At 54.3% G+C, this 25,272-nt stretch carries 29 protein-coding genes and 1 other annotated feature; of the genes, 16 read left to right on the top strand and 13 right to left on the bottom strand.

What is annotated here, in order from left to right:
- Positions 1-54: 54 nt before the first annotated feature.
- Positions 55-345: a type V toxin-antitoxin system endoribonuclease antitoxin GhoS gene (gene ghoS / locus AC0XWG_RS20845; RefSeq protein WP_028017220.1), complete on the bottom strand. Its 291-nt coding sequence runs from the start codon at positions 343-345 to the stop codon at positions 55-57.
- A gap of 103 nt (positions 346-448) precedes the next feature.
- The gene (gene pfkB, locus AC0XWG_RS20840) at positions 449-1,381 is read right to left on the bottom strand and encodes a 6-phosphofructokinase II (RefSeq protein WP_049007599.1); all 933 of its coding nucleotides are present in this window, start codon (positions 1,379-1,381) and stop codon (positions 449-451) included.
- 295 nt (positions 1,382-1,676) lie between these two features.
- Here pfkB and AC0XWG_RS20835 point away from each other — a divergent pair, with 295 nt between their 5' ends.
- Positions 1,677-2,435: a DUF481 domain-containing protein gene (locus AC0XWG_RS20835; protein WP_028017222.1), complete on the top strand. Its 759-nt coding sequence runs from the start codon at positions 1,677-1,679 to the stop codon at positions 2,433-2,435.
- 80 nt (positions 2,436-2,515) lie between these two features.
- Here the strand turns inward: AC0XWG_RS20835 and yniD are convergent, their stop codons facing one another.
- The gene (gene yniD, locus AC0XWG_RS20830; RefSeq protein ID WP_008500658.1) at positions 2,516-2,623 is read right to left on the bottom strand and encodes a small membrane protein YniD; all 108 of its coding nucleotides are present in this window, start codon (positions 2,621-2,623) and stop codon (positions 2,516-2,518) included.
- A gap of 98 nt (positions 2,624-2,721) precedes the next feature.
- A complete protein-coding gene (gene yncL, locus AC0XWG_RS20825) occupies positions 2,722-2,814 on the bottom strand; it encodes a stress response membrane protein YncL (protein WP_021241082.1) in 93 nt (30 codons plus the stop codon).
- A 324-nt stretch (positions 2,815-3,138) separates the two neighbouring features.
- On the opposite strand from yncL, the gene thrS reads away from it, so the two are divergent.
- The 14 genes from thrS to selO all read left to right on the top strand — a co-directional run bounded on the left by thrS (position 3,139) and on the right by selO (position 15,784).
- A complete protein-coding gene (thrS, locus tag AC0XWG_RS20820; RefSeq protein WP_049007602.1) occupies positions 3,139-5,067 on the top strand; it encodes a threonine--tRNA ligase in 1,929 nt (642 codons plus the stop codon).
- 3 nt (positions 5,068-5,070) lie between these two features.
- Entirely contained in the window at positions 5,071-5,613 is a 543-nt protein-coding gene (gene infC, locus AC0XWG_RS20815) for a translation initiation factor IF-3 (RefSeq protein ID WP_023616141.1), read from the top strand.
- A 97-nt stretch (positions 5,614-5,710) separates the two neighbouring features.
- Complete coding sequence (gene rpmI, locus AC0XWG_RS20810) at positions 5,711-5,908, top strand: 50S ribosomal protein L35 (RefSeq protein WP_001124225.1); 198 nt, start codon at positions 5,711-5,713, stop codon at positions 5,906-5,908.
- A 50-nt stretch (positions 5,909-5,958) separates the two neighbouring features.
- The gene (gene rplT / locus AC0XWG_RS20805) at positions 5,959-6,315 is read left to right on the top strand and encodes a 50S ribosomal protein L20 (RefSeq protein ID WP_000124850.1); all 357 of its coding nucleotides are present in this window, start codon (positions 5,959-5,961) and stop codon (positions 6,313-6,315) included.
- A gap of 117 nt (positions 6,316-6,432) precedes the next feature.
- Positions 6,433-6,557: a sequence feature (Phe leader region), on the top strand.
- Positions 6,438-6,482, top strand: coding sequence for a pheST operon leader peptide PheM (gene pheM, locus AC0XWG_RS20800; RefSeq protein ID WP_001386830.1), 45 nt, complete (start codon positions 6,438-6,440; stop codon positions 6,480-6,482). (Overlaps the previous feature by 45 nt.)
- Before the next feature lie 62 nt (positions 6,558-6,619).
- Positions 6,620-7,603 (top strand): phenylalanine--tRNA ligase subunit alpha, encoded by a 984-nt coding sequence (pheS, locus tag AC0XWG_RS20795; protein WP_010426091.1) that lies wholly within the window; start codon positions 6,620-6,622, stop codon positions 7,601-7,603.
- A gap of 15 nt (positions 7,604-7,618) precedes the next feature.
- Positions 7,619-10,006 carry a phenylalanine--tRNA ligase subunit beta gene (gene pheT, locus AC0XWG_RS20790; protein ID WP_128347991.1) on the top strand — a complete coding sequence of 796 codons (2,388 nt, stop codon included), beginning with the start codon at positions 7,619-7,621 and terminating at the stop codon, positions 10,004-10,006.
- 4 nt (positions 10,007-10,010) lie between these two features.
- Positions 10,011-10,310 (top strand): integration host factor subunit alpha, encoded by a 300-nt coding sequence (ihfA, locus tag AC0XWG_RS20785; protein ID WP_003857805.1) that lies wholly within the window; start codon positions 10,011-10,013, stop codon positions 10,308-10,310.
- 103 nt (positions 10,311-10,413) lie between these two features.
- Positions 10,414-11,394 carry a vitamin B12 ABC transporter permease BtuC gene (gene btuC, locus AC0XWG_RS20780; RefSeq protein WP_108090155.1) on the top strand — a complete coding sequence of 327 codons (981 nt, stop codon included), beginning with the start codon at positions 10,414-10,416 and terminating at the stop codon, positions 11,392-11,394.
- A gap of 33 nt (positions 11,395-11,427) precedes the next feature.
- Entirely contained in the window at positions 11,428-11,979 is a 552-nt protein-coding gene (locus tag AC0XWG_RS20775) for a glutathione peroxidase (RefSeq protein ID WP_028017227.1), read from the top strand.
- Positions 11,979-12,734, top strand: a complete 756-nt coding sequence (gene btuD / locus AC0XWG_RS20770) for a vitamin B12 ABC transporter ATP-binding protein BtuD (RefSeq protein ID WP_108090153.1) — start codon at positions 11,979-11,981, stop codon at positions 12,732-12,734. The genes AC0XWG_RS20775 and btuD overlap by 1 nt, the downstream gene beginning before the upstream one ends.
- A 74-nt stretch (positions 12,735-12,808) precedes the next feature.
- Positions 12,809-13,273 (top strand): NlpC/P60 family protein, encoded by a 465-nt coding sequence (locus AC0XWG_RS20765; RefSeq protein ID WP_028017229.1) that lies wholly within the window; start codon positions 12,809-12,811, stop codon positions 13,271-13,273.
- Between the two features lie 293 nt (positions 13,274-13,566).
- Positions 13,567-14,280 carry an EAL domain-containing protein gene (locus AC0XWG_RS20760; RefSeq protein ID WP_475681002.1) on the top strand — a complete coding sequence of 238 codons (714 nt, stop codon included), beginning with the start codon at positions 13,567-13,569 and terminating at the stop codon, positions 14,278-14,280.
- 61 nt (positions 14,281-14,341) lie between these two features.
- A complete protein-coding gene (gene selO, locus AC0XWG_RS20755) occupies positions 14,342-15,784 on the top strand; it encodes a protein adenylyltransferase SelO (RefSeq protein ID WP_028017231.1) in 1,443 nt (480 codons plus the stop codon).
- A 40-nt stretch (positions 15,785-15,824) separates the two neighbouring features.
- On the opposite strand, the gene AC0XWG_RS20750 is transcribed toward selO, so the two are convergent.
- From AC0XWG_RS20750 to AC0XWG_RS20730, 5 genes are read right to left on the bottom strand one after another with little or no spacing between them, the layout of a single operon-like run.
- A complete protein-coding gene (locus AC0XWG_RS20750) occupies positions 15,825-16,595 on the bottom strand; it encodes a 3-hydroxybutyrate dehydrogenase (protein WP_208593881.1) in 771 nt (256 codons plus the stop codon).
- Positions 16,596-16,605: 10 nt separating this feature from the next.
- Entirely contained in the window at positions 16,606-17,997 is a 1,392-nt protein-coding gene (locus AC0XWG_RS20745; RefSeq protein WP_049006733.1) for a GntP family permease, read from the bottom strand.
- A gap of 46 nt (positions 17,998-18,043) precedes the next feature.
- Positions 18,044-19,225, bottom strand: coding sequence for an acetyl-CoA C-acetyltransferase (locus tag AC0XWG_RS20740; RefSeq protein WP_475681001.1), 1,182 nt, complete (start codon positions 19,223-19,225; stop codon positions 18,044-18,046).
- A gap of 9 nt (positions 19,226-19,234) precedes the next feature.
- Entirely contained in the window at positions 19,235-19,891 is a 657-nt protein-coding gene (locus tag AC0XWG_RS20735) for a CoA transferase subunit B (RefSeq protein WP_475681000.1), read from the bottom strand.
- A gap of 2 nt (positions 19,892-19,893) precedes the next feature.
- Entirely contained in the window at positions 19,894-20,601 is a 708-nt protein-coding gene (locus tag AC0XWG_RS20730; RefSeq protein WP_475680999.1) for a CoA transferase subunit A, read from the bottom strand.
- Positions 20,602-20,741: 140 nt separating this feature from the next.
- Here AC0XWG_RS20730 and AC0XWG_RS20725 point away from each other — a divergent pair, with 140 nt between their 5' ends.
- Complete coding sequence (locus AC0XWG_RS20725; RefSeq protein ID WP_475680998.1) at positions 20,742-21,665, top strand: LysR family transcriptional regulator; 924 nt, start codon at positions 20,742-20,744, stop codon at positions 21,663-21,665.
- Here AC0XWG_RS20725 and AC0XWG_RS20720 read toward each other — a convergent pair.
- The 4 genes from AC0XWG_RS20720 to chuS are packed head-to-tail and all read right to left on the bottom strand — an operon-like array spanning position 21,632 to position 25,242.
- The gene (locus tag AC0XWG_RS20720) at positions 21,632-22,411 is read right to left on the bottom strand and encodes a heme ABC transporter ATP-binding protein (protein WP_128347986.1); all 780 of its coding nucleotides are present in this window, start codon (positions 22,409-22,411) and stop codon (positions 21,632-21,634) included. The two genes, AC0XWG_RS20725 and AC0XWG_RS20720, sit on opposite strands and share 34 nt — an antisense overlap.
- Positions 22,404-23,396: a FecCD family ABC transporter permease gene (locus AC0XWG_RS20715; protein ID WP_028017238.1), complete on the bottom strand. Its 993-nt coding sequence runs from the start codon at positions 23,394-23,396 to the stop codon at positions 22,404-22,406. The genes AC0XWG_RS20720 and AC0XWG_RS20715 overlap by 8 nt, the downstream gene beginning before the upstream one ends.
- The gene (locus AC0XWG_RS20710) at positions 23,396-24,217 is read right to left on the bottom strand and encodes a heme/hemin ABC transporter substrate-binding protein (RefSeq protein WP_028017239.1); all 822 of its coding nucleotides are present in this window, start codon (positions 24,215-24,217) and stop codon (positions 23,396-23,398) included. The genes AC0XWG_RS20715 and AC0XWG_RS20710 overlap by 1 nt, the downstream gene beginning before the upstream one ends.
- On the bottom strand, positions 24,214-25,242 hold the full coding sequence (gene chuS / locus AC0XWG_RS20705; protein WP_128347985.1) for a hematinate-forming heme oxygenase ChuS: 1,029 nt from the start codon (positions 25,240-25,242) through the stop codon (positions 24,214-24,216). The genes AC0XWG_RS20710 and chuS overlap by 4 nt, the downstream gene beginning before the upstream one ends.
- Between the last annotated feature and the right edge of the window lie 30 nt (positions 25,243-25,272).

Genomic DNA, 25,272 nt, shown 5'->3' with positions numbered 1-25,272 from the left:
GTAAAAAAATACGAACTAACGCACACCTGAGCGGTTTAAATTCATGCAGGGCACTTATTGTTCTTTTTTCTTCCAGCTTTCCCAGGTTTCCACGTCAATTTCGGCAGGCTTGTCAGTCACGCTTTCCACCAGACTGGTGCCCAGCGCATGTACCTCTTCCTGGCTCAGGGGACTGATTATGCCGAATGTCAGCGTGCCTAAATCATGAACATTGCCCTCGTCATCCGTGAGCGTGAGGAGAAAATTAGCCCGGGTGAACGCGTTGTTGAGCTCATTCAGCTCGGTGAGCGATGCTTCATGAAGGTTGACGGTTACAACGTAGCGGGTGATGTCACCACTGCTCATAATTCACCTCATTGTTATCATGAAAGTTTTCTTAGCATAGTCGATAGTCTGTGTTTGGCGACTACGATGTGAATTTCCCCTCCATAAAGAAGGGGAACGGGTGTTAATTGCGTGACAGGTAATCAACGATTTTTTGCGTATCGGCCAGTGAACAGAGACGCGTGCCCTGGTTGATGGTTGCAGCACTCCCCGCCGCCACACCGTAGCGTGTCATTTCCAGCAGTGATGCGCCCTGTGCCAGTTTCAGCGTCATTGCACCGACCATGCTGTCACCGGCACCCACTGTACTCTGACTTTTCATTGGGGGTGGCACAACCTGAACGGACGACGATTCATCGACTGCCAGCGCCCCCTGAGGACCAAGGGAGACCACAACGCGTCGCGCTTTACCGCTGCGCACCAACTCCTGTGCGGCGGTGCGAACATCATCTGGTTGTGTCAGTTCGCGGTTGACCAGTGCACTCAACTCTTTCTGGTTGGGTTTAACCAGCTCAAGATTGCCAGGCACTAATGCAGCCTGCAGGGCATCGCCGCTGCTGTCGACAATGCAGCGGATCCCGCGTTGTTGTGCAGCCCGGATGAGCGCTGTTAATTTTTCCGTGCTCACGCCGGGTGGCAGGCTGCCGCTCACTACCAGCAGTGCACCGCTTTCTATCGCCAGCACTTTCTCTTCCAGTTGACGAAATTCATCATCACTGAGCTTTGCGCCAGGCATGACAAAACGGTATTGCTCTCCGCTTGACTCCACGTGTACATGCAGGTTTTGTCGTGTCCAGTCTTTGGCATCGACTGTCTCTACGGCAACATGCTCATCTGCCAGCAAAGAGATCAGGTGTTCACCGGTGGCTCCCCCTGCGGGGAATATTGCTGTCGCTTTACCGCCGAGGTGCGTAATCGCGCGCGCCACGTTGATACCTCCACCGCCTGGCTCAAAGACAGGGGGCGTGCAACGCAATTTACCTTCCGGGTAAATCTGGGGCGTCAGGGTGGCGGAATCAAGGGAAGGGGAGAGCGTCAGAGTGTAGATAGAAACCATCATTACCTCCTTTTAGCATGGGTTCTTATTAGTCTGGCACCATTTATCAGGAAGGCAATGTAAATAACAGTATGATTTTAAATATGAATAGGGATGAAATAACATTTTGGGGATATATAAAATAAAACGCAATTTGAGATCGTTCTTATTCAAAAAATGAAATAAGAAAACATTGCTATGTTATTTGCGGCTTTTTATAATTTGTTACCTTTCTCTGGACGCCTTGTCATTGATCCTCAAGAAAGATTCCGGGACCGTGTGGTCTCTTTTTTTGTTGTACGGACTCCTTAATAAAATGAAGCTTTTGAAGACAGTACCCGCTGCACTGATGCTGGCGGGTGGCGTGTTTGTGGCAATGAACGCGAGCGCCGATGATACCGTTTTTACTGTCATGGACGATCCCACCACCGCGAAAAAACCGTTTGAAGGTAACCTGAACGCCGGGTACCTGGCACAATCCGGTAACACGAAAAGCTCCTCTCTGACAGCGGACAGTACGCTCACCTGGTACGGTAACACCACCGCATGGTCTCTGTGGGGAAATGCCAGCAACACTTCCGCTAATGATGAACGCTCTTCCGAGAAATATGCGGTAGGCGGACGTAGCCGCTACAACATGACTGACTATGACTACCTGTTTGGTCAGGCAAGCTGGTTGACTGACCGCTACAACGGTTATCGTCAGCGTGATGTGTTCACTGCGGGTTATGGTCGTCAGTTCCTGAATGGCCCGGTACACAGCTTCCGTTTTGAATTCGGTCCTGGTGTTCGTTATGACGAGTACACCGATGGCGATACCAAAACCCAACCTCTTGGCTACGCTTCCGGCACCTATGCCTGGCAGATGACCGACAACACCAAATTTACCCAGGGTGTTTCAGTATTTGGTGCCGACGATACGACGCTGAACTCCGAGACAGCGCTGAACGTGGCTATCAACGAACACTTTGGTCTGAAAGTGGCTTACAACGTGACCTGGAACTCTTCACCGCCAGAAACTGCACCGGATCATACCGATCGCAGAACCACTGTTTCACTGGGTTATAGAATGTAATAATGGCGGGCCGATGAAGATGTCGGCCCGTTTTACATCTTAGGCCTGTTGACGTACTTTCTGATGACGACTATTCGCCTCTAGCCCCAAATCATTGCCGCCCAACGCAGTAACAGCATAGCGCCGCAGATGGCTATCAGCACCAGCACCATTTTCCAGTGTTTTACGGCAAATCGTTTTGTTGGCATAACCTAATCCTTGTTCCTTGATACGCATAGTCTATCAAACAGGGCAGAAAAATGCCCCATCGCAGGGCGCGATTAGGTTATACCCGCTTAGGTGAGGCTCAGAACCAGTGGAATCGTTCGGCGAGAATCAACAATAAACCTGTGGCTGAAAGGATGTTCAATATCACAACCGTTCTACTAGATACGTTCATGGTATGCACCTTTGGGTTTAATGACCTGTTCAAGAGTAGCCCATCATCTCTGGAATGCGAGCTCCGGGGATATGCAACCGGCAAATTCATGCAAAAGTGCCAGCACACCAATCTGCCAGCAGAGGGTGCAATCTCCCTTTTGTTAGTGTTAACATTGCAAGGCTTGCCGTAAATCGGACGTTGTCTGATTTTCCTGCGGGTGAATGATGACGAACCAATTTGACGATTGTTGGTCAGATGGTGTCGTAATCTATTGTCAAATCACGATTATTTTCTTTGTATATGCTCTTATGTGTGGGGCATCACTGCAAATAAGGATATAAAATGCCTGTAATTACTCTTCCTGATGGCAGCCAACGCCATTACGACCACGCTGTTAGCCCAATGGATGTTGCCCTGGACATTGGTCCTGGTCTTGCGAAAGCGACCATCGCTGGCCGTGTTAACGGTGAGCTGGTGGATGCTTCCGATTTGATCGAAAATGATGCAACGCTTGCAATCATTACAGCGAAAGACGAAGACGGTCTGGAGATCATTCGCCACTCCTGCGCACACCTGTTAGGTCATGCCATCAAACAGCTGTGGCCAAACACCAAAATGGCGATCGGTCCGGTAATCGACAACGGTTTTTACTACGACGTTGACCTTGACCACACCCTGACTCAGGAAGATATCGACGCGCTCGAAAAACGTATGCACGAGCTCGCCGAAACGAACTATGACGTCATCAAGAAGAAAGTCAGCTGGCACGAAGCGCGTGAAACCTTCGTGAAGCGTGGCGAGAGCTATAAAGTCTCTATTCTTGATGAAAACATCTCCCATGATGACAAGCCTGGCTTGTACCATCACGAAGAATACGTCGACATGTGCCGTGGACCGCACGTACCGAATATGCGCTTCTGTCATCACTTCAAGCTGATGAAAATCGCAGGCGCCTACTGGCGTGGCGACAGCAACAACAAGATGTTGCAGCGTATCTACGGGACCGCATGGGCCGATAAAAAAGCGCTGAATGCTTATCTGCAGCGCCTGGAAGAAGCCGCGAAGCGTGACCACCGTAAAATTGGTAAGCAACTTGACCTGTACCACATGCAGGAAGAAGCGCCGGGTATGGTGTTCTGGCACAACGACGGCTGGACCATTTTCCGTGAACTGGAAACCTTCGTTCGTTCCAAGCTGAAAGAGTACCAGTACCAGGAAGTAAAAGGCCCGTTCATGATGGACCGTGTGCTGTGGGAAAAAACCGGCCACTGGGACAACTACAAAGATGCGATGTTCACTACCTCTTCCGAGAACCGTGAATACTGCATTAAGCCAATGAACTGCCCGGGGCACGTTCAGATCTTCAACCAGGGTCTGAAGTCCTACCGCGACCTGCCGCTGCGTATGGCAGAGTTCGGTAGCTGCCACCGTAACGAGCCATCAGGTGCGCTGCATGGTCTGATGCGTGTTCGTGGTTTTACTCAGGATGATGCGCATATCTTCTGTACGGAAGATCAGGTACGTGACGAAGTTAACGCCTGTATTCGTATGGTCTACGATATGTACAGCACCTTTGGCTTCGAGAAGATCGTGGTCAAACTCTCAACGCGTCCGGAAAAACGTATCGGTAGCGATGAGACCTGGGATCGCGCAGAAGCGGATCTCGCCGTGGCGCTGGAAGAGAACGGCATTCCGTTCGAATACCAACTGGGCGAGGGCGCATTCTACGGTCCGAAAATTGAATTTACCCTGTATGACTGCCTCGATCGCGCATGGCAGTGCGGTACTGTACAGCTGGACTTCTCCCTGCCGCAGCGTTTAAGCGCCTCTTATGTTGGCGAAGACAACGAGCGTCAGGTACCGGTAATGATTCACCGTGCAATTCTCGGTTCTCTGGAGCGCTTCATCGGCATCCTGACTGAAGAGTTCGCCGGCTTCTTCCCAACCTGGCTTGCGCCAGTGCAGGTCGTGGTGATGAACATTACCGATTCTCAGGCGGATTACGTTAAAGAATTGACGCAGAAACTACAAAATGCGGGCATTCGCGTAAAAGCAGACTTGAGAAATGAGAAGATTGGCTTTAAAATCCGCGAGCACACTTTACGTCGTGTCCCGTATATGTTGGTCTGTGGTGATAAAGAGGTGGAAGCAGGCAAAGTTGCCGTTCGCACCCGCCGTGGTAAAGACCTGGGCAGCCTGGACGTAAGTGAAGTGATTGAGAAGCTGCAACAAGAGATTCGCAGCCGCAGTCTTCAACAACTGGAGGAATAAGGTATTAAAGGCGGAAAACGAGTTCAAACGGCACGTCCGAATCGTATCAATGGCGAGATTCGCGCCCAGGAAGTTCGCTTAACAGGTCTGGAAGGCGAGCAGCTGGGGATTGTGAGTCTGAGAGAAGCAATCGAAAAGGCTGAAGAAGCTGGAGTAGATTTAGTTGAAATCAGCCCTAACGCCGAACCGCCAGTTTGTCGTATCATGGACTACGGCAAGTTCCTTTATGAAAAGAGTAAGTCTTCTAAGGAACAGAAGAAAAAGCAAAAAGTTATCCAGGTTAAGGAAATCAAATTCCGTCCTGGTACCGACGATGGCGATTATCAGGTAAAACTCCGCAGCCTGATTCGCTTTCTGGAAGATGGCGATAAGGCCAAGATCACGCTGCGTTTCCGCGGTCGTGAGATGGCCCACCAACAGATTGGTATGGAAGTGCTTAACCGCGTCCGTGACGATCTGAGTGAACTGGCAGTAGTCGAATCCTTCCCTACGAAGATCGAAGGCCGCCAGATGATCATGGTGCTCGCTCCTAAGAAGAAACAGTAAGGCCTTCAAGCAGCAAAATCTGTGGAGCCTTCGGGTTTCATAGGTTTTGTTCGCCTATGTTTCGTTTATTTAACAATGCGAAGTGGAAGTTATTAAGATGCCAAAAATTAAGACCGTACGCGGTGCTGCTAAGCGCTTCAAAAAAACCGGTAAAGGTGGTTTTAAGCACAAGCACGCTAACCTGCGTCACATTCTGACTAAGAAAGCTACCAAGCGTAAACGTCACCTGCGTCCAAAAGCCATGGTTTCTAAAGGCGATCTGGGCCTGGTAATCGCGTGCCTGCCGTACGCATAAGTCGTTAACGTTTAACTTTTTTAACTTAGAATAGATACAGGAGAGCACACATGGCTCGCGTAAAACGTGGTGTAATTGCACGTGCACGTCACAAGAAAATTTTGAAACAAGCTAAAGGCTACTACGGTGCGCGTTCACGCGTATACCGCGTTGCCTTCCAGGCTGTTATCAAAGCAGGTCAGTACGCTTACCGTGACCGTCGTCAGCGTAAGCGTCAGTTCCGTCAACTGTGGATTGCGCGTATCAACGCAGCAGCACGTCAGAACGGTATTTCTTACAGCAAATTCATCAACGGCCTGAAAAAAGCCTCTGTTGAAATCGACCGTAAGATCCTGGCTGACATCGCAGTATTCGACAAAGTAGCGTTCACCGCTCTGGTCGAAAAAGCGAAAGCAGCACTGGCATAAGCCAGTTGAGAGAGGGGGCTTAGCTCCCTCTTTTCATTTAACACCATCAGAAGATTGACTTTTACCGGTGCAACCTTTTCAATAAGGTCTTAACGGTATTTACCACACAAGGTAACGCAAGCATGAATGCTGCTATTTTCCGCTTCTTCTTTTACTTTAGCACCTGAATTCAGGAGGCTAGCGCGTGAAAGATGAAACGAAAAACAGCGCCAGATAAGCCTCCCGATGGAGGCTTTTTTTGTGCCTGAATTTGAGAGAATAACTCCACCAAATCGGTGTCTGCACCGACATAATGAGGAAAATCATGTCACATCTCGCAGAGCTGGTTGCCAGTGCAACAGCCGCCATTAATCAGGCCTCAGATGTTGCCGCGTTAGACAATGTCCGCGTCGAATATCTTGGTAAGAAAGGGCATCTGACCCTTCAAATGACAACCCTGCGTGAACTGCCGCCAGAAGAACGCCCGGCAGCGGGTGCGGTAATTAACGAAGCCAAAGAGCAGGTGCAGCAGGCGCTGAACGCACGCAAAGCTGAGCTGGAAAGTGCAGTGCTGAATGCGCGTCTGGCTGCAGAGACTATCGACGTTTCTCTGCCGGGTCGCCGCATCGAAAACGGCGGTCTGCACCCGGTTACCCGCACCATCGATCGCATTGAAAGTTTCTTCGGTGAGCTCGGCTTTACCGTGGCGACTGGCCCGGAAATTGAAGATGATTATCACAACTTCGATGCCCTGAACATTCCTGGCCATCATCCGGCACGCGCTGACCACGACACTTTCTGGTTCGACGCCACGCGTCTGCTGCGCACCCAAACTTCCGGCGTTCAGATCCGTACCATGAAGGATCAGGAACCGCCAATCCGTATTATCGCGCCGGGCCGTGTATATCGTAACGATTACGATCAGACCCACACGCCAATGTTCCACCAGATGGAAGGCCTGATTGTTGATAAAAACATCAGCTTCACCAACCTGAAAGGCACGCTGCACGATTTCCTGAATAACTTCTTTGAAGAAGATCTGCAGGTTCGTTTCCGTCCGTCCTACTTCCCGTTCACTGAACCGTCTGCAGAAGTTGACGTGATGGGTAAAAACGGCAAATGGCTGGAAGTGCTGGGTTGCGGCATGGTGCATCCAAACGTACTGCGCAACGTAGGCATCGATCCGGAAGTTTACTCCGGCTTTGCGTTCGGTATGGGCATGGAGCGTCTGACCATGCTGCGCTACGGCGTGACCGATCTGCGTGCATTCTTCGAAAACGATCTGCGTTTCCTCAAACAGTTTAAATAAGGGCAGGACAGAACAATGAAATTCAGTGAACTGTGGTTACGCGAATGGGTGAACACCACGCTGGACAGCGAAGCGCTTTCTAACCAGATCACCATGGCAGGCCTGGAAGTTGACGGCGTTGAGCCGGTTTCAGGTGCCTTTAATGGCGTGGTCGTAGGTGAAGTGGTTGAATGCGGCCAGCATCCTAATGCAGACAAACTGCGCGTAACAAAAGTGAATGTGGGCGGCGAGCGCCTGCTGGATATCGTCTGCGGTGCGCCAAACTGCCGTCAGGGGCTGAAAGTTGCTGTGGCAACCGTCGGTGCGGTACTGCCGGGTGATTTCAAAATTAAAGCCGCGAAACTGCGCGGTGAGCCGTCTGAAGGCATGCTGTGCTCGTTCTCCGAACTGGGTATTTCCGACGATCACAATGGCATCATTGAGCTGCCGCTGGATGCGCCAATTGGCACCGATATCCGTGAATACCTGAAGCTTGATGACAACACCATTGAAATCAGCGTCACGCCAAACCGTGCTGATTGCTTAGGTATCATCGGCGTAGCGCGCGATGTTGCGGTGCTGAACCAGGTTGAGCTGAACGTACCAGACATCACGCCAGTAGCTGCAACCATTACCGACACTCTGCCAATTCAGGTTGAAGCCGCCGATGCGTGCCCGCGTTACCTGGGGCGTGTTGTGAAAGGCATTAACGTTAAAGCGCCAACCCCTCTGTGGATGAAAGAGAAACTGCGTCGCTGTGGTATTCGCTCCATTGATGCGGTTGTTGACGTCACTAACTACGTTCTGCTGGAGCTTGGCCAGCCAATGCATGCGTTCGATAAAGATCGTATCGACGGCGGCATCGTTGTGCGCATGGCGAAAGAGGGTGAAACCCTGGTTCTGCTGGACGGCAGCGAAGCAAAACTGAACGCTGATACCCTGGTGATTGCAGATCATGGTAAAGCGCTGGCGATGGGCGGTATCTTCGGGGGCGAGCACTCAGGCGTGAACGACGAGACGCAAAACGTCCTGCTGGAATGCGCCTTCTTCAGCCCGCTCTCCATCACCGGTCGCGCACGCCGTCACGGCCTGCATACCGATGCCTCCCACCGCTACGAGCGCGGCGTTGACCCGGCGCTGCAGTACAAAGCGATGGAACGCGCGACCCGCCTGCTGATCGATATCTGCGGCGGCGAAGCTGGCCCGGTTATTGATGTGACAAACGAAGACACTCTGCCAAAGCGCGCAACCATCACTCTGCGTCGCAGCAAGCTGGATCGTTTGATTGGGCACCACGTTGCCGATGCGCAGGTCACCGACATTCTGAAGCGCCTGGGCTGTGAAGTCACCGAAGGTCAGGACGAATGGAAGGCCGTTGCGCCATCATGGCGTTTCGACATGGAGATCGAAGAAGACCTGGTGGAAGAAGTGGCTCGCGTATACGGCTACAACAACATCCCTGATGAGCCTGTACAGGCGGGTCTGGTGATGGGCACCCACCGTGAAGCTGACCTGTCTCTGAAGCGTGTGAAAACCATGCTCAATGATAAAGGTTACCAGGAAGTGATCACCTACAGCTTTGTTGATCCGAAGCTGCAGCAGTTGATCCATCCGGGCCAGGAAGCGCTGATCCTGCCAAGCCCAATCTCCAGCGAAATGTCCGCGATGCGTCTGTCTCTGTGGACGGGGCTGCTGGGTACGATTGTTTACAACCAGAATCGCCAGCAAAACCGTGTGCGAATTTTCGAAAGCGGTTTGCGCTTTGTACCGGATAATCAGGCAAATTTAGGCATCCGTCAGGATCTTATGCTGGCTGGTGCCATCAGCGGTAACCGCTATGAAGAGCATTGGGATCTGGCGAAAGGGACGGTTGATTTCTACGATATGAAGGGCGATCTGGAAGCAATTCTCGATCTGACCGGTAAATTATCTGAAATTGAATTCCGTGCAGAAGCCATTCCGGCACTGCATCCGGGGCAAAGTGCAGCCATTTATTTAGACGGCAAACGTGTTGGTTTCATTGGTGTTGTTCACCCTGAGCTGGAGCGTAAACTGGATCTGAATGGCCGTACCATCGTGTTCGAGCTGGAGTGGAACCCGGTTGCAGACCGCGTCATTCCTCAGGCGCAGGACGTGTCACGCTTCCCGGCGAACCGCCGTGATATCGCGGTTGTGGTCGCGGAAAATGTGCCCGCAGCAGATATTTTGGCCGAATGTAAGAAAGTTGGCGTAAATCAGGTAGTTGGCGTAAACTTATTTGACGTGTACCGCGGCAAGGGCGTAGCAGAAGGTTTCAAGAGCCTTGCTATCAGCCTTATCCTTCAGGATACCAGCCGTACACTCGAAGAAGAGGAGATTGCCGCTACCGTCGCCAAATGTGTAGAGGCATTAAAAGAGCGATTCCAGGCATCATTGAGGGATTGAACCTATGGCGCTTACAAAAGCTGAAATGTCAGAATATCTGTTTGATAAGCTTGGGCTTAGCAAACGGGATGCCAAAGAGCTGGTAGAGCTGTTTTTCGAAGAGATCCGTCGTGCTCTGGAAAATGGTGAACAGGTAAAACTCTCCGGTTTTGGCAATTTTGATTTGCGAGACAAAAACCAACGTCCGGGCCGCAACCCGAAGACGGGGGAAGATATTCCCATTACAGCTCGCCGCGTGGTGACCTTCAGACCCGGCCAGAAGTTAAAAAGCCGTGTCGAAAACGCAACGCCCAAAGCAGAGTAATATGAACTAACTAAAAAGGCCGCTCACGCGGCCTTTTTTCTTTGCGCTCTTTGGCAAACCCGCCGTAAAATCAATTACATCTTACGTCAATAAAACTGTACACATGCTTGATTACGCCTATCGCCAGCACCGTTCCGATCAACGTCGCCTGTTTTTGCTGGTGCTGCTTCTTGTTGTCGCCGCCGGCATAAGCCTGTGTGCGGGCGACAGATGGATAGGGCCTGAAAGCTGGATGAGCCCTGACGGGCAGATCTTCATCTGGCAAATACGTCTGCCGCGCACCGTGGCGGTGATCCTGGTGGGGGCTGCACTGGCGCTCTGCGGCACCATTATGCAGGCATTGTTCGACAACCCGCTGGCGGAACCCGGGCTGCTCGGCGTATCGAACGGCGCAGGCGTGGGGCTGATAGCGGCCGTCATGCTTGGCGGGGGAGCACTTTCCGGGTGGAGTATCAGCCTGAGCGCCATTACTGGCGCATTGCTGATAACGCTCATTCTCCTGCGTTTCGCCAGACGGCACTTATCGACCAGCCGTCTGCTGCTTGCCGGGGTAGCGCTGGGTATCATCTGTAGCGCGCTGATGACCTGGGCGGTCTATTTCTCGACCTCCTTTGACCTGCGTCAGCTGATGTACTGGATGATGGGCGGTTTTGGGGGCGTGGACTGGCACCAGGGCTGGCTGATGGTTCTTCTGATCCCGGTCATATTGTGGGCGACCATGCAGGCACAACCACTCAACATGCTCGCGCTGGGTGAAACATCCGCTCGCCAGCTCGGGATGCCACTGGCGTTCTGGCGTAATGTGCTGGTTATTGCCATTGGCTGGCTGGTGGGGGTCAGCGTGGCGCTGGCGGGGGCGATTGGTTTTATCGGGTTGGTTATTCCGCATATGCTTCGCCTGTGTGGCCTCACCGACCATCGAACCTTACTTCCGGCCTCGGCAGTCGCCGGGGCGGTAACACTGCTGGTGGCCGATATCATCGCCCGGCTTGCCCTGACAGCCGCGGAACTGCCCATTGGTGTAGTGACCGCCACGCTGGGCGCGCCGGTATTTATCTGGCTACTATTAAAAGCCGGACGTTAAATCACGATCCGTAAGACAACCAGAGGGAATGCTATGCAGTCAGATATCCTGAACACCAAAGTGACCACCATTGATGGCGATAACACCACGCTGGAAGGCTACAAAGGCAATGTATTGCTGATCGTCAACGTGGCATCCAAATGTGGCCTGACGCCACAGTACGAGCAGCTGGAGAACATTCAGAAAGCGTGGGAGAAAGACGGTTTCACCGTGCTGGGTTTCCCCTGCAACCAGTTCCTGGGCCAGGAGCCGGGCAGTGAAGAAGAGATCAAAACGTTTTGTAGTACGACCTACGGTGTGACGTTCCCGCTGTTCAGCAAAATTGATGTTAACGGCGAAGATCGCCATCCGCTGTATGCGAAGCTGATTGCTGCCGCGCCGACAGCCGTTGCGCCAGAAGGCAGCGGCTTTTATGAACGTATGGCGAGCAAAGGTCGGGCACCGCTCTACCCGGATGATATTCTGTGGAACTTTGAAAAATTCCTGATTGGTCGTGATGGCCAGGTGGTTCAGCGTTTTTCACCGGATATGACGCCTGAAGATCCGATTGTCATGGAGTCTATCAAGCTGGCGCTGGCGAAATAATGTCGTTGCTGATGCAGCTCACGGACGTTGCCGAGAAGGGACGTCTGGAGCCGATAACCGGTACCCTCAATGCGGGAGAGATCCTGCATCTTGTTGGGCCCAACGGTGCAGGGAAGAGCACGTTGTTGGCCCGTATGGCGGGGCTAACCTCCGGACAAGGGCAGATATCGCTGCTGGAGCATACTCTAACCGACTGGTCGCCGGTCTCGCTGGCGCACCGGCGCAGTTACCTTGTGCAGCAACAAATGCCCCCTTTTGCGATGCCTGTCTGGCATTATCTGATGCTGCATTTGCACGACAAACAACATACGGCACTGCTGACTGAAGTGGCTGCGGCCCTGGGGCTAGAAGATAAACTGTCCCGGCACGCCAGCCAGCTTTCCGGCGGAGAATGGCAGCGGGTGCGCCTGGCGGCGGTCATTGTTCAGATTCACCCGGCAGGTAACCCTCACGGGCGGATGCTGCTTCTGGATGAGCCGATGAGCGGTCTGGATGTGGCGCAGCAGGCGGCGCTGGATTCGCTGTTAAGTAGTCTGAGCCGAAAGGGTATCGCCGTGGTAATGAGCAGTCATGACCTCAACCATACCTTGCGGCATGCCCACCGGGTGTGGTTGCTGTCACGTGGAAAGATGATCGCCAGCGGGACGCGGGATCAGGTTCTTACGCCGCCAAATCTTGCCCTTGCGTACAATATGTCGTTCCGCAGGCTGGATATAGAGGGACATAAGATGCTGATTTCTACCGGGCAGGAGTAACCGTTTCTTGCCTGTTAGCACAATTGCACGCTAAATTACGAAAAGAACAAAAAAAGCAGAGGATTCGTCTGAAAATGCGATTCTGGTTTCTCCTGATGGCAGCGTTATTTCTCGCGGGATGCAGTAGCCATCGTGCGCCGCCGCCTAACCCACGGCTTTCAGATTCTATCACCGTCATTGCCAGCCTCAACGATCAGCTGAGCAACTGGCGCGGTACGCCTTATCGTTATGGCGGCATGAGCCGTGGCGGTGTAGATTGTTCTGGTTTTGTCCTGATGACGTTCCGCGACAAGTTTGACTTACAGCTTCCGCGCGAAACGCGCAAGCAGGCAGAAATAGGGACTGAAATTGATAAAGATGAGCTTCTGCCTGGAGACCTGGTGTTTTTCAAAACCGGGTCGGGTGAAAGCGGTCTTCACGTTGGAATTTATGATACAGACAATCAGTTTATTCACGCCTCGACCAGTCGCGGAGTGATGCGATCTTCTCTCGATAATGTGTACTGGCGTAAAAACTTCTGGCAAGCACGACGTATTTAGTCTGCCCCGGATGTGTCTTTATGACGGCATGGTAGCGAATAAATCATGCCGTTTTTTCGCAAATAAGATGATTAAAGTTAAATTTACCTAAAATTAGCTAAGCCCGCATGTGTCTGTTTTATCTAAAACTGGCTATTATTCAGTAACCAGGATAAGATTATTTTAGATTCAGGGATAAATCTGAAAATTAATACGGAACTAATGAAATTAATCTTATTAAAATCAAGACAGTGGAATTGTGTCGGCAATTGCTCCAGGATGTCCTCTCTCATCTTTAATGCGGGGCGAGTGCAATGATAAGTACGCTAGATAATGCTTACCAGTCTGAACTATTGTTCATGCCTGCCCGTAATAGTGCAGGTGAGCTTAAAGGTTTAGAGGTTCTGGTTAACTTTACTGGCGTCGGCACTGATGTAAGGATCCCCACTGACCTCGTTATCCCTCGTCTTACAGCGACAGAAGAGTTAGCGTTGTTTAACGAGAAACTGCAATTGCTTGATACCTGCAAACTGTTTTTTATTCAGCATCAGTTAATTGCATGGATCAATATTACACCTGTTATTGTTGAGTTTTTATTAAGCAATGGAAACGCTGTTTCAATCCTTGAGCGTTATCCGTTTATTGAGTTTACTGTTAATGAGAACTATCCAGGTTTAAATAACGGAAAAGACGATCTCCAGTTGGCAAGAATGGCGATTCATTTCCCGTTGGTTCTGGCAAACTTTGGTGCAGGCGCAGCATCCCTCAAAGCCGTCTATGATGGATTATTTAAACGGGTGATCATCGACAAAGGGTTCATTCAGCAGCGTGCATCGGAGCTCTCTTTTGAACCTTTTATGCGTGCAATTCTCTGGCAGATAACACCACATTGCCAGTCTGTCATCGTAGCCGGAATCGACGATCACAACCTGTTGCAACGTGTCTTGTCCTTTAACGTCGGCGCGATGCAGGGAGCGCTCTGGCCAGCGGTCAGTGCAGAGCACGTCACCACGCTGGTTCAGCGATAACCCTTTCTTTCACCCGTGTTTAAGTGCGGGTAAACCCTCTACACTAAAAGCAGGAGGACTTATGACCCTGTCTTTTACTGCTCACTGGCATGACGAGTTGCCTGGTTTTTACACAGCACTCAAACCAACACCCTTACAAAATTCGCGTCTTATCTGGCACAACGATCGGCTGGCAGAGGAACTGGCGATTCCACCTGCCATGTTTCAGCCTTCAGACGGCGCTGGCGTCTGGGGGGGCGAAAAGCTCCTCGCAGGCATGCAACCCCTGGCTCAGGTCTATAGTGGACACCAGTTTGGCGTCTGGGCGGGGCAACTGGGCGACGGCAGGGGGATCCTGCTTGGTGAACAACAGCTTCCCAACGGGGAGACGGTTGACTGGCACCTGAAAGGCGCAGGCCTTACCCCTTACTCGCGGATGGGGGATGGGCGTGCGGTATTACGTTCAACGATTCGTGAATGCCTGGCATCTGAAGCGATGCATGCGCTGGGGATCCCGACCACCCGTGCGCTGTCGATTGTCACCAGCGACACGCCGGTTGCGCGCGAAACGATGGAAAAAGGGGCGATGCTGATGCGCATTGCGCAAAGTCATTTGCGCTTTGGCCATTTTGAGCACTTTTACTATCGCCGCGAGACGGAAAAGGTGCGTCAGCTTGCAGACTACGCTATCGCTCATCACTGGCCACATTTGCAGGATGAGGATGATAAATACGTTCTCTGGTTCCGGGATGTGATTGCCCGTACTGCATCAATGATCGCGCGCTGGCAAACGGTAGGATTCGCCCACGGCGTCATGAATACGGACAACATGTCGCTCCTGGGGTTGACCTTTGATTACGGTCCGTTTGGGTTCCTTGATGATTATCAGCCGGGATATATCTGTAATCACTCCGATTATCAGGGCCGTTACAGCTTTGACAATCAGCCTGCGGTTGGATTGTGGAACCTGCAACGTCTTGCGCAAACGCTGTCACCGTTTATCGACGTTGATGCCCTGAATGACGCGCTCGATAGCTATCAGGATATTTTGCTGCGTGAATACGGTATGTTGATGCGCAACAAGCTGGGGCTGATGACCCAGGAAAGGGGAGATAACGAGATCCTCAATGACCTGTTTGCCCTGATGGCGCGTGAAGGCAGCGATTACACCCGCACTTTCCGGATGCTGGGCCAGACGGAGCAGCACAGTGCCGCCTCACCGTTGCGGGACGAGTTTATCGACAGGCAGGCGTTTGACGACTGGTTTGCCCGGTACCGCACGCGGTTGCAGCAAGAGCAGGTTGACGATACCACCCGGCACGCGCAGATGAACGCGGCGAACCCGGCGATGGTGTTACGCAACTGGCTGGCCCAACGGGCGATTGAGCAGGCAGAGCAGGGTGAGTATGACGAGTTACACCGTCTGCATGTGGCGTTACGCACGCCGTTTGCCGACAGGGATGACGATTACGTCAGCCGCCCGCCTGACTGGGGCAAGCGGCTGGAGGTAAGCTGCTCAAGTTAGTCATTTTGCCGGGTGATGCGACGCTCACCCGGCTTACCCGTCACTGTGCGACCCACCCACCATCCATGTTCCATGCGACGCCCCGGACATTTACGGCGCTGTCGCTGCACAAAAATAGCGCCAGTTCGCCCAACTGTTCCGGGGTGACAAACTCACCTGAAGGCTGTTTCTCCGCCAGAAGCTGGTCTCGTGCCTGGTCTGGTGCGACGCCATCGGCAATGCGTTTGTCGATTTGCTGTTGTACCAGAGGAGTCAGTACCCAGCCCGGGCAGATCGTATTGGCGGTAATCCCCGTGCGGGCGGTTTCGAGCGCCAGGGATTTCGTAAAGCCCACTACGCCATGCTTGGCGGCGACATAGGCCGACTTTTCTTTTGACGCGACTAGCCCATGAACGGAGGCAATGTTAATGATACGGCCCCAGTTTTTCTCACGCATGGCAGGCAGTGCCAGCCGGCTGGTGTGAAACACGGAAGAGAGATTCAGCGCGATAATGTCGTTCCATTTCTCTACCGGAAATACCTCAACAGGGGCCACATGCTGTATTCCGGCATTGTTAATCAGAATATCCACACTACCAAACTGCGATTCGGCGTAGCGCATCATGGCTTCAATTTGCAGTACGTCACGCAGGTCTGCATCGTGATAGCCCGGCTTTTGGCCGAGTTGCGCAATCTCTTCTCTTGCTGATTCGCTGTCGCCGAAACCGTTGAGGATCAGCTGCGCCCCGGCCTTCGCCAGCACGCGGGCGATCCCAAGTCCAATACCGCTTGTCGAACCGGTCACCAGAGCGGTTTTACCCTTCAGATTCATTTTTCTCTCCTTAAACAATGCCGGTCAGATAGAACACGGCAATGACAAAAAGCACTGCCAGACTTTTTATGAGGGTGATGGCGAAAATACCGCCATAGGCCTGACGATGACTCAGGCCGGTGATTGCCAGCAAGGTAATCACCGCGCCATTGTGGGGAAGCGTGTCCATACCACCGCTTGCCATCGAGGCCACGCGGTGCAGTACTTCCAGAGGAATATTGGCGGCGTGCGCAGCGGCAATAAAGCTGTCAGACATTGCCGCGAGTGCAATGCTCATCCCCCCGGAGGCGGAACCGGTGATCCCGGCGAGGACGGTCACGCTGATCGCTTCGTTTAACAGCGGGTTTGGGATTGCGGCCAGCCCTTTTGACAGCACCAGAAAACCAGGCAGTGCAGCAATAACGGCCCCGAAACCATATTCAGAGGCCGTATTCATCGCTGCCAGAATGGCGCCGCTGACCGCCGTCCGGCTGCCTTCAGCCAGACGCCCGCGGATATTGCGAAAACCAAAAATCAGCACCAGCATGATGCCGGAGATCAGCGCCGCCTCCACGGCCCAGATGGCGGTGATTTTACTCACTTCGGTCACAATCGGTTTCGCCAGACCTGGCAGGGTGAGCTCATGGCTCGTACCGTACCAGCCAGGGATCCAGCGGGTAAACAGCAGGTTGAGGATACCCACCAGCAGCAAAGGGGAGAGAGCAATCAGCGGATGCGGCAGATTTATGTTGTCCGGCGTTTCTGGTTCATTTTTGAGGTCCGAGCCGTAACCTTCATTGTTATTGAGTGCTTTACGGCGCTGACGCTCCAGCCAGAGCAGGCCAAAACAGATAATAAACAGGGAACCGATCACCCCAAGCCACGGCGCGGCCCAGGCGTTAGTACCAAAGAAGCTGGTGGGGATAATGTTCTGGATTTGAGGCGTGCCGGGCAGGGCGTCCATGGTAAACGAAAATGCCCCCAGCGCCACGGTGGCCGGGATCAGCCGTTTGGGGATGCCGCTCTGGCGGAACAGTTCGGCGGCAAACGGATAGACCGCAAACGCCACCACGAACAGCGATACGCCGCCATAGGTTAACAGCGCACAGACCAGAACAATGACCGGTATCGCGTGGCGACGACCGAGGATCCGAATGGCGGAGGCGACGATCGATCGTGAGAAACCGGAAAGCTCAATCAGCTTGCCAAAAACGGCACCCAGCAGAAACACCGGGAAGTAGAGCTTGACGAAGCCCACCATTTTTTCCATAAACAGACCGGTAAACGTCGGTCCGACAGCCCCCGGGTCGGTCAGCAACACTGCACCCAGCGCCGCAATCGGCGCAAACAAAATAACGCTATATCCGCGATAGGCCGCCAGCATCAGCAATGCCAGTGCCGCCAGGGCAATTAACACACTCATTACGACTCCTCACTATCATTGTTATATTCGGGTACCAACGAGATGTTTAACGCTCGACGGTCAGAGCGATGCCTTGTCCGCCGCCTACGCACAGGGTGACGAGTCCTTTTTTAGCCCCCTGACGCTGCATTTCGTACAGCAGCGTGACGAGAATGCGGCAGCCGGAAGCACCAATCGGATGACCCAGCGCAATCGCGCCACCGTTGACGTTCACCTTTGACTCATCCCAGCCGAGCAGCTTGCCCACCGCCAGCGCTTGCGCCGCAAAGGCTTCATTGGCTTCAATGAGATCCACGTCATCGAGCGTCCAGCCAGCCCGCGCCAGAGCCGTCTGACAGGCACTGACCGGACCAATTCCCATCACGGATGGGTCAACGCCCGTCACGGCGTAACTCGCGATGCGGCCCAGGATCAGCAAACCGCTTTCCCGTGCTTTTTCCTCGCTCATCAACAGTACCGCGGCGGCACCATCATTGAGCGTTGAGGCATTACCCGCCGTGACCGTGCCTTCCTCGTGTAAAAACGCGGGGCGCAGTTGCGCGAGCTGTTCTGCGGTGGTTCCCGGCCGGGGCTGCTCATCACGGCTGATGATCAGGGGCGGCTTTTTACCCTGTTTCACCGCCACTGGCACTATCTCGGCGTCGAATCGACCGGATTCAACCGCGGATGCAGCTTTTTGCTGCGACCGGGCGGCAAAAGCGTCCTGCTGCTCACGAGAAATGCCGTACTGTCGGGCGATGTTTTCTGCGGTGATCCCCATGTGGTAATCGTTGAACGCATCCCATAGCCCGTCGGTAATCATGCTGTCCTGCAGGTCTGTATGACCAAAACGCAACCCTGATCGCGCACCGTCCAGCAGATAAGGCGCGTTGCTCATGCTCTCCTGACCGCCCGCGATAACCACGTCGGCATCGCCACAGCGGATCGCCTGCGCGGCCAGTTGCACCGCTTTTAAGCCCGCACCACACACCAGATTGACCGTTGTCGCGGGCGTTTTGACAGGTAACCCGGCGCGGATTGCCGTCTGGCGCGCGGGGTTTTGTCCACAACCTGCCGTCAGCACCTGACCAAAAAGCAGCTCATCTATTTGATCTGCATGCAAACCGCTGGTCGCAAGCAGGTGTTGTACCGCAACTGCACCCAGTTCTACTGCAGAAAGGGAGGCGAGCGAACCGCGAAAACCACCCACAGGGGTTCGCGCTGCCCCGACAATCATGACGTTTTTCATGTTGAGTCCTCAGCTGAAGCGCATCTCGCGAACGTCGTCCGCCACTGTTATTTTCCCGGCCGTTTTCGCCACGATCTCGTCGATACTCACCCCCGGAGCGTATTCCCGAAGGATGAACGCGCCATCCATGATCTCCAGCAACGCGAGGTCGGTTAAGACCCGACGGATGCAGCCCACGCCCGTGAGTGGCAGCGTGCAGCGGGGGAGTAGCTTTGACTCACCGCTTTTTGACGCGTGGGTCATCACCACTATGATGTTCTGTGCCCCGGCAACGAGATCCATTGCTCCCCCCATCCCTTTCACCATCTTCCCGGGGATCATCCACGAGGCGATATTCCCTTCGACGTCCACTTCAAACGCACCCAATACGGTCAGATCGACATGACCGCCGCGGATCATGGCAAACGACTGAGCCGAGTCGAAAATGGCAGCACCGATCCGCGCGGTCACCGTCTGTTTACCGGCGTTAATCATGTCGGCATCGAGGTTCCGTTCATCCGGGAATTCCCCCATTCCCAGCAGACCGTTTTCCGACTGGAGCATCACATCCATCCCCGGCGGAATGTAGTTCGCCACCAGGGTAGGGATGCCGATCCCAAGGTTGACGTAGTAACCGTCGCGCAACTCGCGAGCGACGCGCATTGCCATCTGTTCACGGGTCAACATTGTCAGACTCCTTCCGCGCGCAGCGTGCGCTGTTCAATGCGTTTTTCAAACTGACCGACAATCAGCCTGTCGACGTAAATTCCCGGGGTGTGAATAGCGGACGGAGGCAGTTCACCTGGTGGCACAATTTCTTCCACCTCCACAACGGTTATCCGGCCCGCCGTGGCCATCAGCGGATTAAAGTTTTGCGCGGTATGGCGATAGATAACGTTGCCGTACCAGTCCGCTTTCCAGCCCTTGATGAGCGCGAAATCACCCGTAATGGACTCTTCGAGGACGTAGTGTTTACCTGCGAACTGGCGAATTTCTTTGCCTGCCGCCACGGGAGTGCCATAGCCGGTGGCGGTGTAAAATGCCGGAATACCGGCTCCACCCGCGCGCACTTTTTCTGCCAGCGTCCCCTGAGGCGTGAGTTCAATCTCCAGCTCGCCGCTCAATACCTGTTGCTCAAACAACGCGTTCTCACCGACGTAAGACGCCACCACCTTGCGTACCTGCCGCGTCTCAAGCAGTATTCCGAGGCCGAAACCATCCACGCCACAGTTGTTTGAAACCACCGTCAGGTCGTTCACCTGACGGCGTCTGACTTCTGCAATCAGGTTCTCAGGGATACCACACAAGCCGAAACCGCCTGCCAGCAAGGTCATTCCGTTCGTCAGCCCATCCAGCGCCTGCGCATAGCTACTGACGCGTTTATCCAGTCCCGCCATCGTCATCTCTCCCGTTGTCCGTGCCGGTATCATTAGGGGCGGTGACTCATTTGTTAATTTTGAATTTGTGACTCACTCATTTGGTTTTTTTATTAATTTACTGTTAACTAAATTTTTTCAATTAGTTAACAGGATGAAAAATGAGAATGAGTGTCAAACAGTTACGCGCGTTTTTAGCGGTAGCTCACACTCTGAATTTCGCGCACGCCAGCGAACGGCTAAATCTCTCCCAGCCGGCACTGAGCCTGACGATTAAAGGGCTTGAGGATGCGCTGGGAGGGCCGCTGCTGCAGCGGAGCACGCGTAAAGTGGCGTTGACACAGGAAGGGGAGACGTTTTTGCCCATGGCGCGGCAACTGCTTGCCGACTGGGATAACGTCGAAGAGGCGATGCATCAGTGTTTTACGCTACAGCGTGGCAAAATCTCGGTCGCGGCCATGCCGTCGTTTGCCGCGAATGTCTTACCGGAGGTACTCAAAGCCTTTCGCGATCGCCACGCCGGGATCAACGTCACCGTGCATGATGTCATCAACGAACACGTGATCGAGATGGTTCGGGAAGGGCGGGTGGAGATGGGGATCGCGTTTGAGCCGGCACCCACGCATAACCTGCTGTTTACGCCCCTGGGTCTCGACAGATTTGTCGCCATTGTGCCGAAAGATTCCTCTCTTGCCGGTAAAAAACGCTTGTCATGGGAAGAGCTGCTGACGCTGGATTTCATCACCCTGCAGCGGCCCTCAGCGGTACGTCTGATGATGGAAGAGGAGCTGGCCCGAAGCGGCAGAAAACTGGATGTGGCGCTGGAGAGTCATCAACTGGTGACGGTGGGGCGGATGGTCGCCAGTGGACTGGGAGGCAGCGCTGTTCCGGCATTGTGCGAAACGCAGATGGCGGCGTTAGGCGCGGTCTGTATTCCACTGGATAACCCGCTTATTGAGAAATGCATTGGCGTGATCCATCCAGGGCACACGCAGCTTTCAAAAGCGGCGCGTGCCCTGCTGGAAACACTGAAGGATTTTTATCAGCCTGGTCAGGGGGCGAGAAACACCTGCGGCGTGGCGTAAACTGGATGTCTGCCGACGAGCACTTCTGCCCCGTACCAGTGTGCCAGCGCATCAGCCTGCAAAACGGCTTCAGGTGCGCCTTCGCAGACCAATCTGCCATTGTGTAACAGCAGGATCCGATCCGCCCACAGCGCCGCCAGATTAAGATCGTGCAGCACGACGCAGACGTGGAGATCTCCCAGATGGGTCAGGGATTTCAGCAGGCGCAGCAGATGTTGCTGGTGATAGAGATCCAGCGCAGACGTGGGTTCATCAAGGAACAGCCAGCCGCGCGGCGCACCCTCGTGCCACAGCTGCGCCAGCGCCCGCGCAAGCTGGATCCGCTGCTGTTCCCCACCGGAGAGTGCGGCAAACTGCCTGCCCGCCAGCGGTAAACATCCGGTAATCTGCATCACCTCCTGAACAACTGCGGGTTCGGGGTAGCGAGTCCAGGGAGCGCGGCCCATGCCGACTACCGCCTCCACAGGCCAGTCGAAGCCGAGCTGCGTGTTCTGGCGCATCACCGCCCGGCGGCGAGCGAGTCTTTCCGGCTGCCAGGCATTGAGGGGGATATCTGCCAGGTTGCACTGCCCGCCAGTAGGGTTTAAATAGCCCGTGAGCAGCCGCAGTAACGTCGATTTTCCGGCGCCATTCGGGCCAATCAACGCCACCATTTCACCCATGGATAAATCCAGGGATACCTCGTTTATAAGCGTCCGGTGTCCGGTGTGGAAATCTATTTTTTCTGCACAATAGCGTTCAGCCATGCTCGCCTCCACGACGAAAGATCAGCCACAGAAACCACGGCGCGCCGAGAAGGCTGGTCAGCAAACCAACCGGCATTTCCGCCGGGGCGACCAGGGTACGAGCCACCGTATCCGCAATCAGCAGCAGTGCCGCGCCGGCGAGTACAGATCCGGGGATCACCGCCCGGTGATCTGCCCCGAGCCACATGCGCATCAGGTGGGGGACCACAAGACCGACAAAACCGATAACGCCACTGACCGCTACCGCAGCGGCGACCAGCAAGGCGCTACACAGCAGCAGGATCCGCTGCACAACCGCAACCTCCACACCGAGATAGTGCGCTTCTTCTTCACCTAATTGCAGTAAATTGAGCGCGCTGGCAAGACGCCATATCACCAGAAGAGTGGGCATCATCAGCGAGGTGACGGCCAGCAATGTTGACCATTGTGCCTGGCCGAGGCTGCCCATACCCCAAAGTGAAAGCTGGCGAAGCTGTGCATCATTACTGAGCCATGACAGCACACCGACGGCTGCCCCGCACAGGGCATTAATGGCGATACCTACCAGCAACAACCGGGAAAGCGAGCTGTTACGCTGCTGGCTGAGAAGGAAAATCACGAAAGTGGCAGACAGCGCGCCGAAAAAGGCCGCGATCATCGGGGCATAAAGCATGACCAGTGCAGGTAACGAGAGCGGAATAACCACCCATAACGCAACGGCAAGCGCCGCACCGCTGCTGATCCCGAGCAGGCCCGGATCTGCCAGCGGGTTACGAAATAACCCCTGCATTACACAGCCTGCCAGCGCCAGTGAACCCCCAATAACCAGCGCCAACAGCACTCGGGGCAGGCGTATGGTCAGCCAGATCTGACGCAGCGCATCATCGCTGCCGTTCCACAGTAGGCTGACCGGTAGATGCAACGCGCCAAAACCGGTCGCCACGATCGTCATCGTCGTGAGGAGTGCGGTCAGTATCCACAGTGACAAGGTGATCCGTCGGGACATCAGGGTAGTTGCTCCGCTCTGACGCGCAACTGTTGAATTGCCTGCGGCGTTCGCACGCCAAAGCCCAGAAGCGCCATATCATCAATTGCCAGCAGCTGCTTGTTGCGTCCCGCCGGCGTTTGCGCCAGACCCGGCAGTTTCCAGAGATTGTCTTCACCGCCCAGCGCGTTGATACCCTCCTGAGAAATCACCACCAGGTCGGGCTGGCTGGCAATCACGCCCTCCTGTGACAGCGGTTGATAGCGGGTAAAACCTTGCATCGCATTTCTAAGCCCCGCCGCCTGAATGGCGGCATCCGCTGCGGTCTGTTGTCCGGCAGCCATTGCGGTCATCCCTCCATGGTTGAGGATAAACAGCACCCGCTTGTTGAGTGGCGAGGCGGGCAGGGCGGTCAGGGCCTGACGTAACGTGTTACGCAGGATTTCTCCCTCAACCTCGCGATGTGTCGCTTGCGCGATGACCCGCACCTTTTCATCAATGACGCCCAGCGCGTTACTTGCCGGAACAGTGACGACCCTGATATGGCTTTGCTCAACCTGTTTTAATGCCAGAGACGGTTGCGCCTGGGCGCTTGCCAGCACCAGGGTGGGACGCATGGACAAAATGCCTTCCGCATTCAGCTGGCGCAAATATCCCACGTCAGGCAGATCGTTTGCTGCCTGTGGCCACTGACTGGTACTGTCGCGAGCCACCAGAGACGACTGTGCGCCAAGGGCAAAGACAATTTCCGTCACGTCGCCGCCAAGCGTAACGATTTTCTCCTGCGTGGCGGCAAACGCCATCAGGGGCAGGGCGCTGAGAACGGCGAGCCATTTTTTCATGCGGCCAACCCTTTCGCCGTTAAGGCGTCAATCTGGCTACGCCATTGGCTCTGTTCCGGCTCGCCTTCGGTACGCTGACCATACAGCTGAGCGATTTGCGTGCCGTCGGCGGCAAACAGCTCCAGGCTGGTGACATGCCCGTCAGCCGTCGGTTTGCGCGTGACCCATGTTTCCGCAATGGAATCTTCAAGCAGATGCAGGGTGAAGGTTGGGTTAAAGATGTTGAGCCAGCCTTTCATCGGCACCAGCTTTTCCACCGCGCCGGTGAAGATCTGCACGCAGCCGCGGTTGCCGACAAACACCATAATTTCGTTGCCGTCCCGGCGCGCCGTCTCCAGCAGCTGCGCCAGCGCGGAGTTCTCTACCCTGCAGGCCAGATCGTCACCCACCATGCGAAACGCCTGCTGGCGGCTGAGATTGTGGCGCTTCAGCAGGCCGAAGAACTGGTGCACGTCGGTCATGGCGCGCCACTCTGTGTCCACGAGCGCGGCTTGCGCGTTTTCTGCGTGAACCGGGACATCGGCCACCTTTAACGCCAGCGGTGGATTATCGGCAAAGATAAAGCGGCGCAGTACGTCGCTCCAGGCGGATACGTCGGTGCTATCGGTGGCGTAGACCTTCAGCAGCGCATCACCCTGATGGTCGAAGAACTGGATGCTTTGACGCTCGCCGCGCGCGGTAGCTTCACTGATGTGAAAAACGCTCGCCCACTGATTGAGGAACAGACGCAGATCCAGTCCGCGTGGGTTCAGTACCAGCCCGGCGTGACCGTGGAGATGCTGATTGGTGAAGGTCCCTACCTGCTCGTGAACGGCATGGTCATTGCGGCAAATGCATTTGGTTTCGCCCACGGCTTCCAGCGCGCCAAGGATATCGCGGATCTCACCGTTCAGGCGCCAGGCATCGTGACCGACGCGGGCAAAGGTCAGTTCAGCTTCACTGATGTTCATTAAACCTGCGATGTCACGCGCGTACTTACCCGGGTTTTCTTCTTTTAGCTCAAGCCAGCGTGTGTAGTGATTCATTGTTTCGTCCTTCTTCATGGATGCCCCGGT

Source organism: Enterobacter sp. DVT3837 (assembly GCF_056238685.1).
Note: the sequence above shows the minus strand (reverse complement) of the source record. Positions and strands in the feature narration are given on the sequence as shown.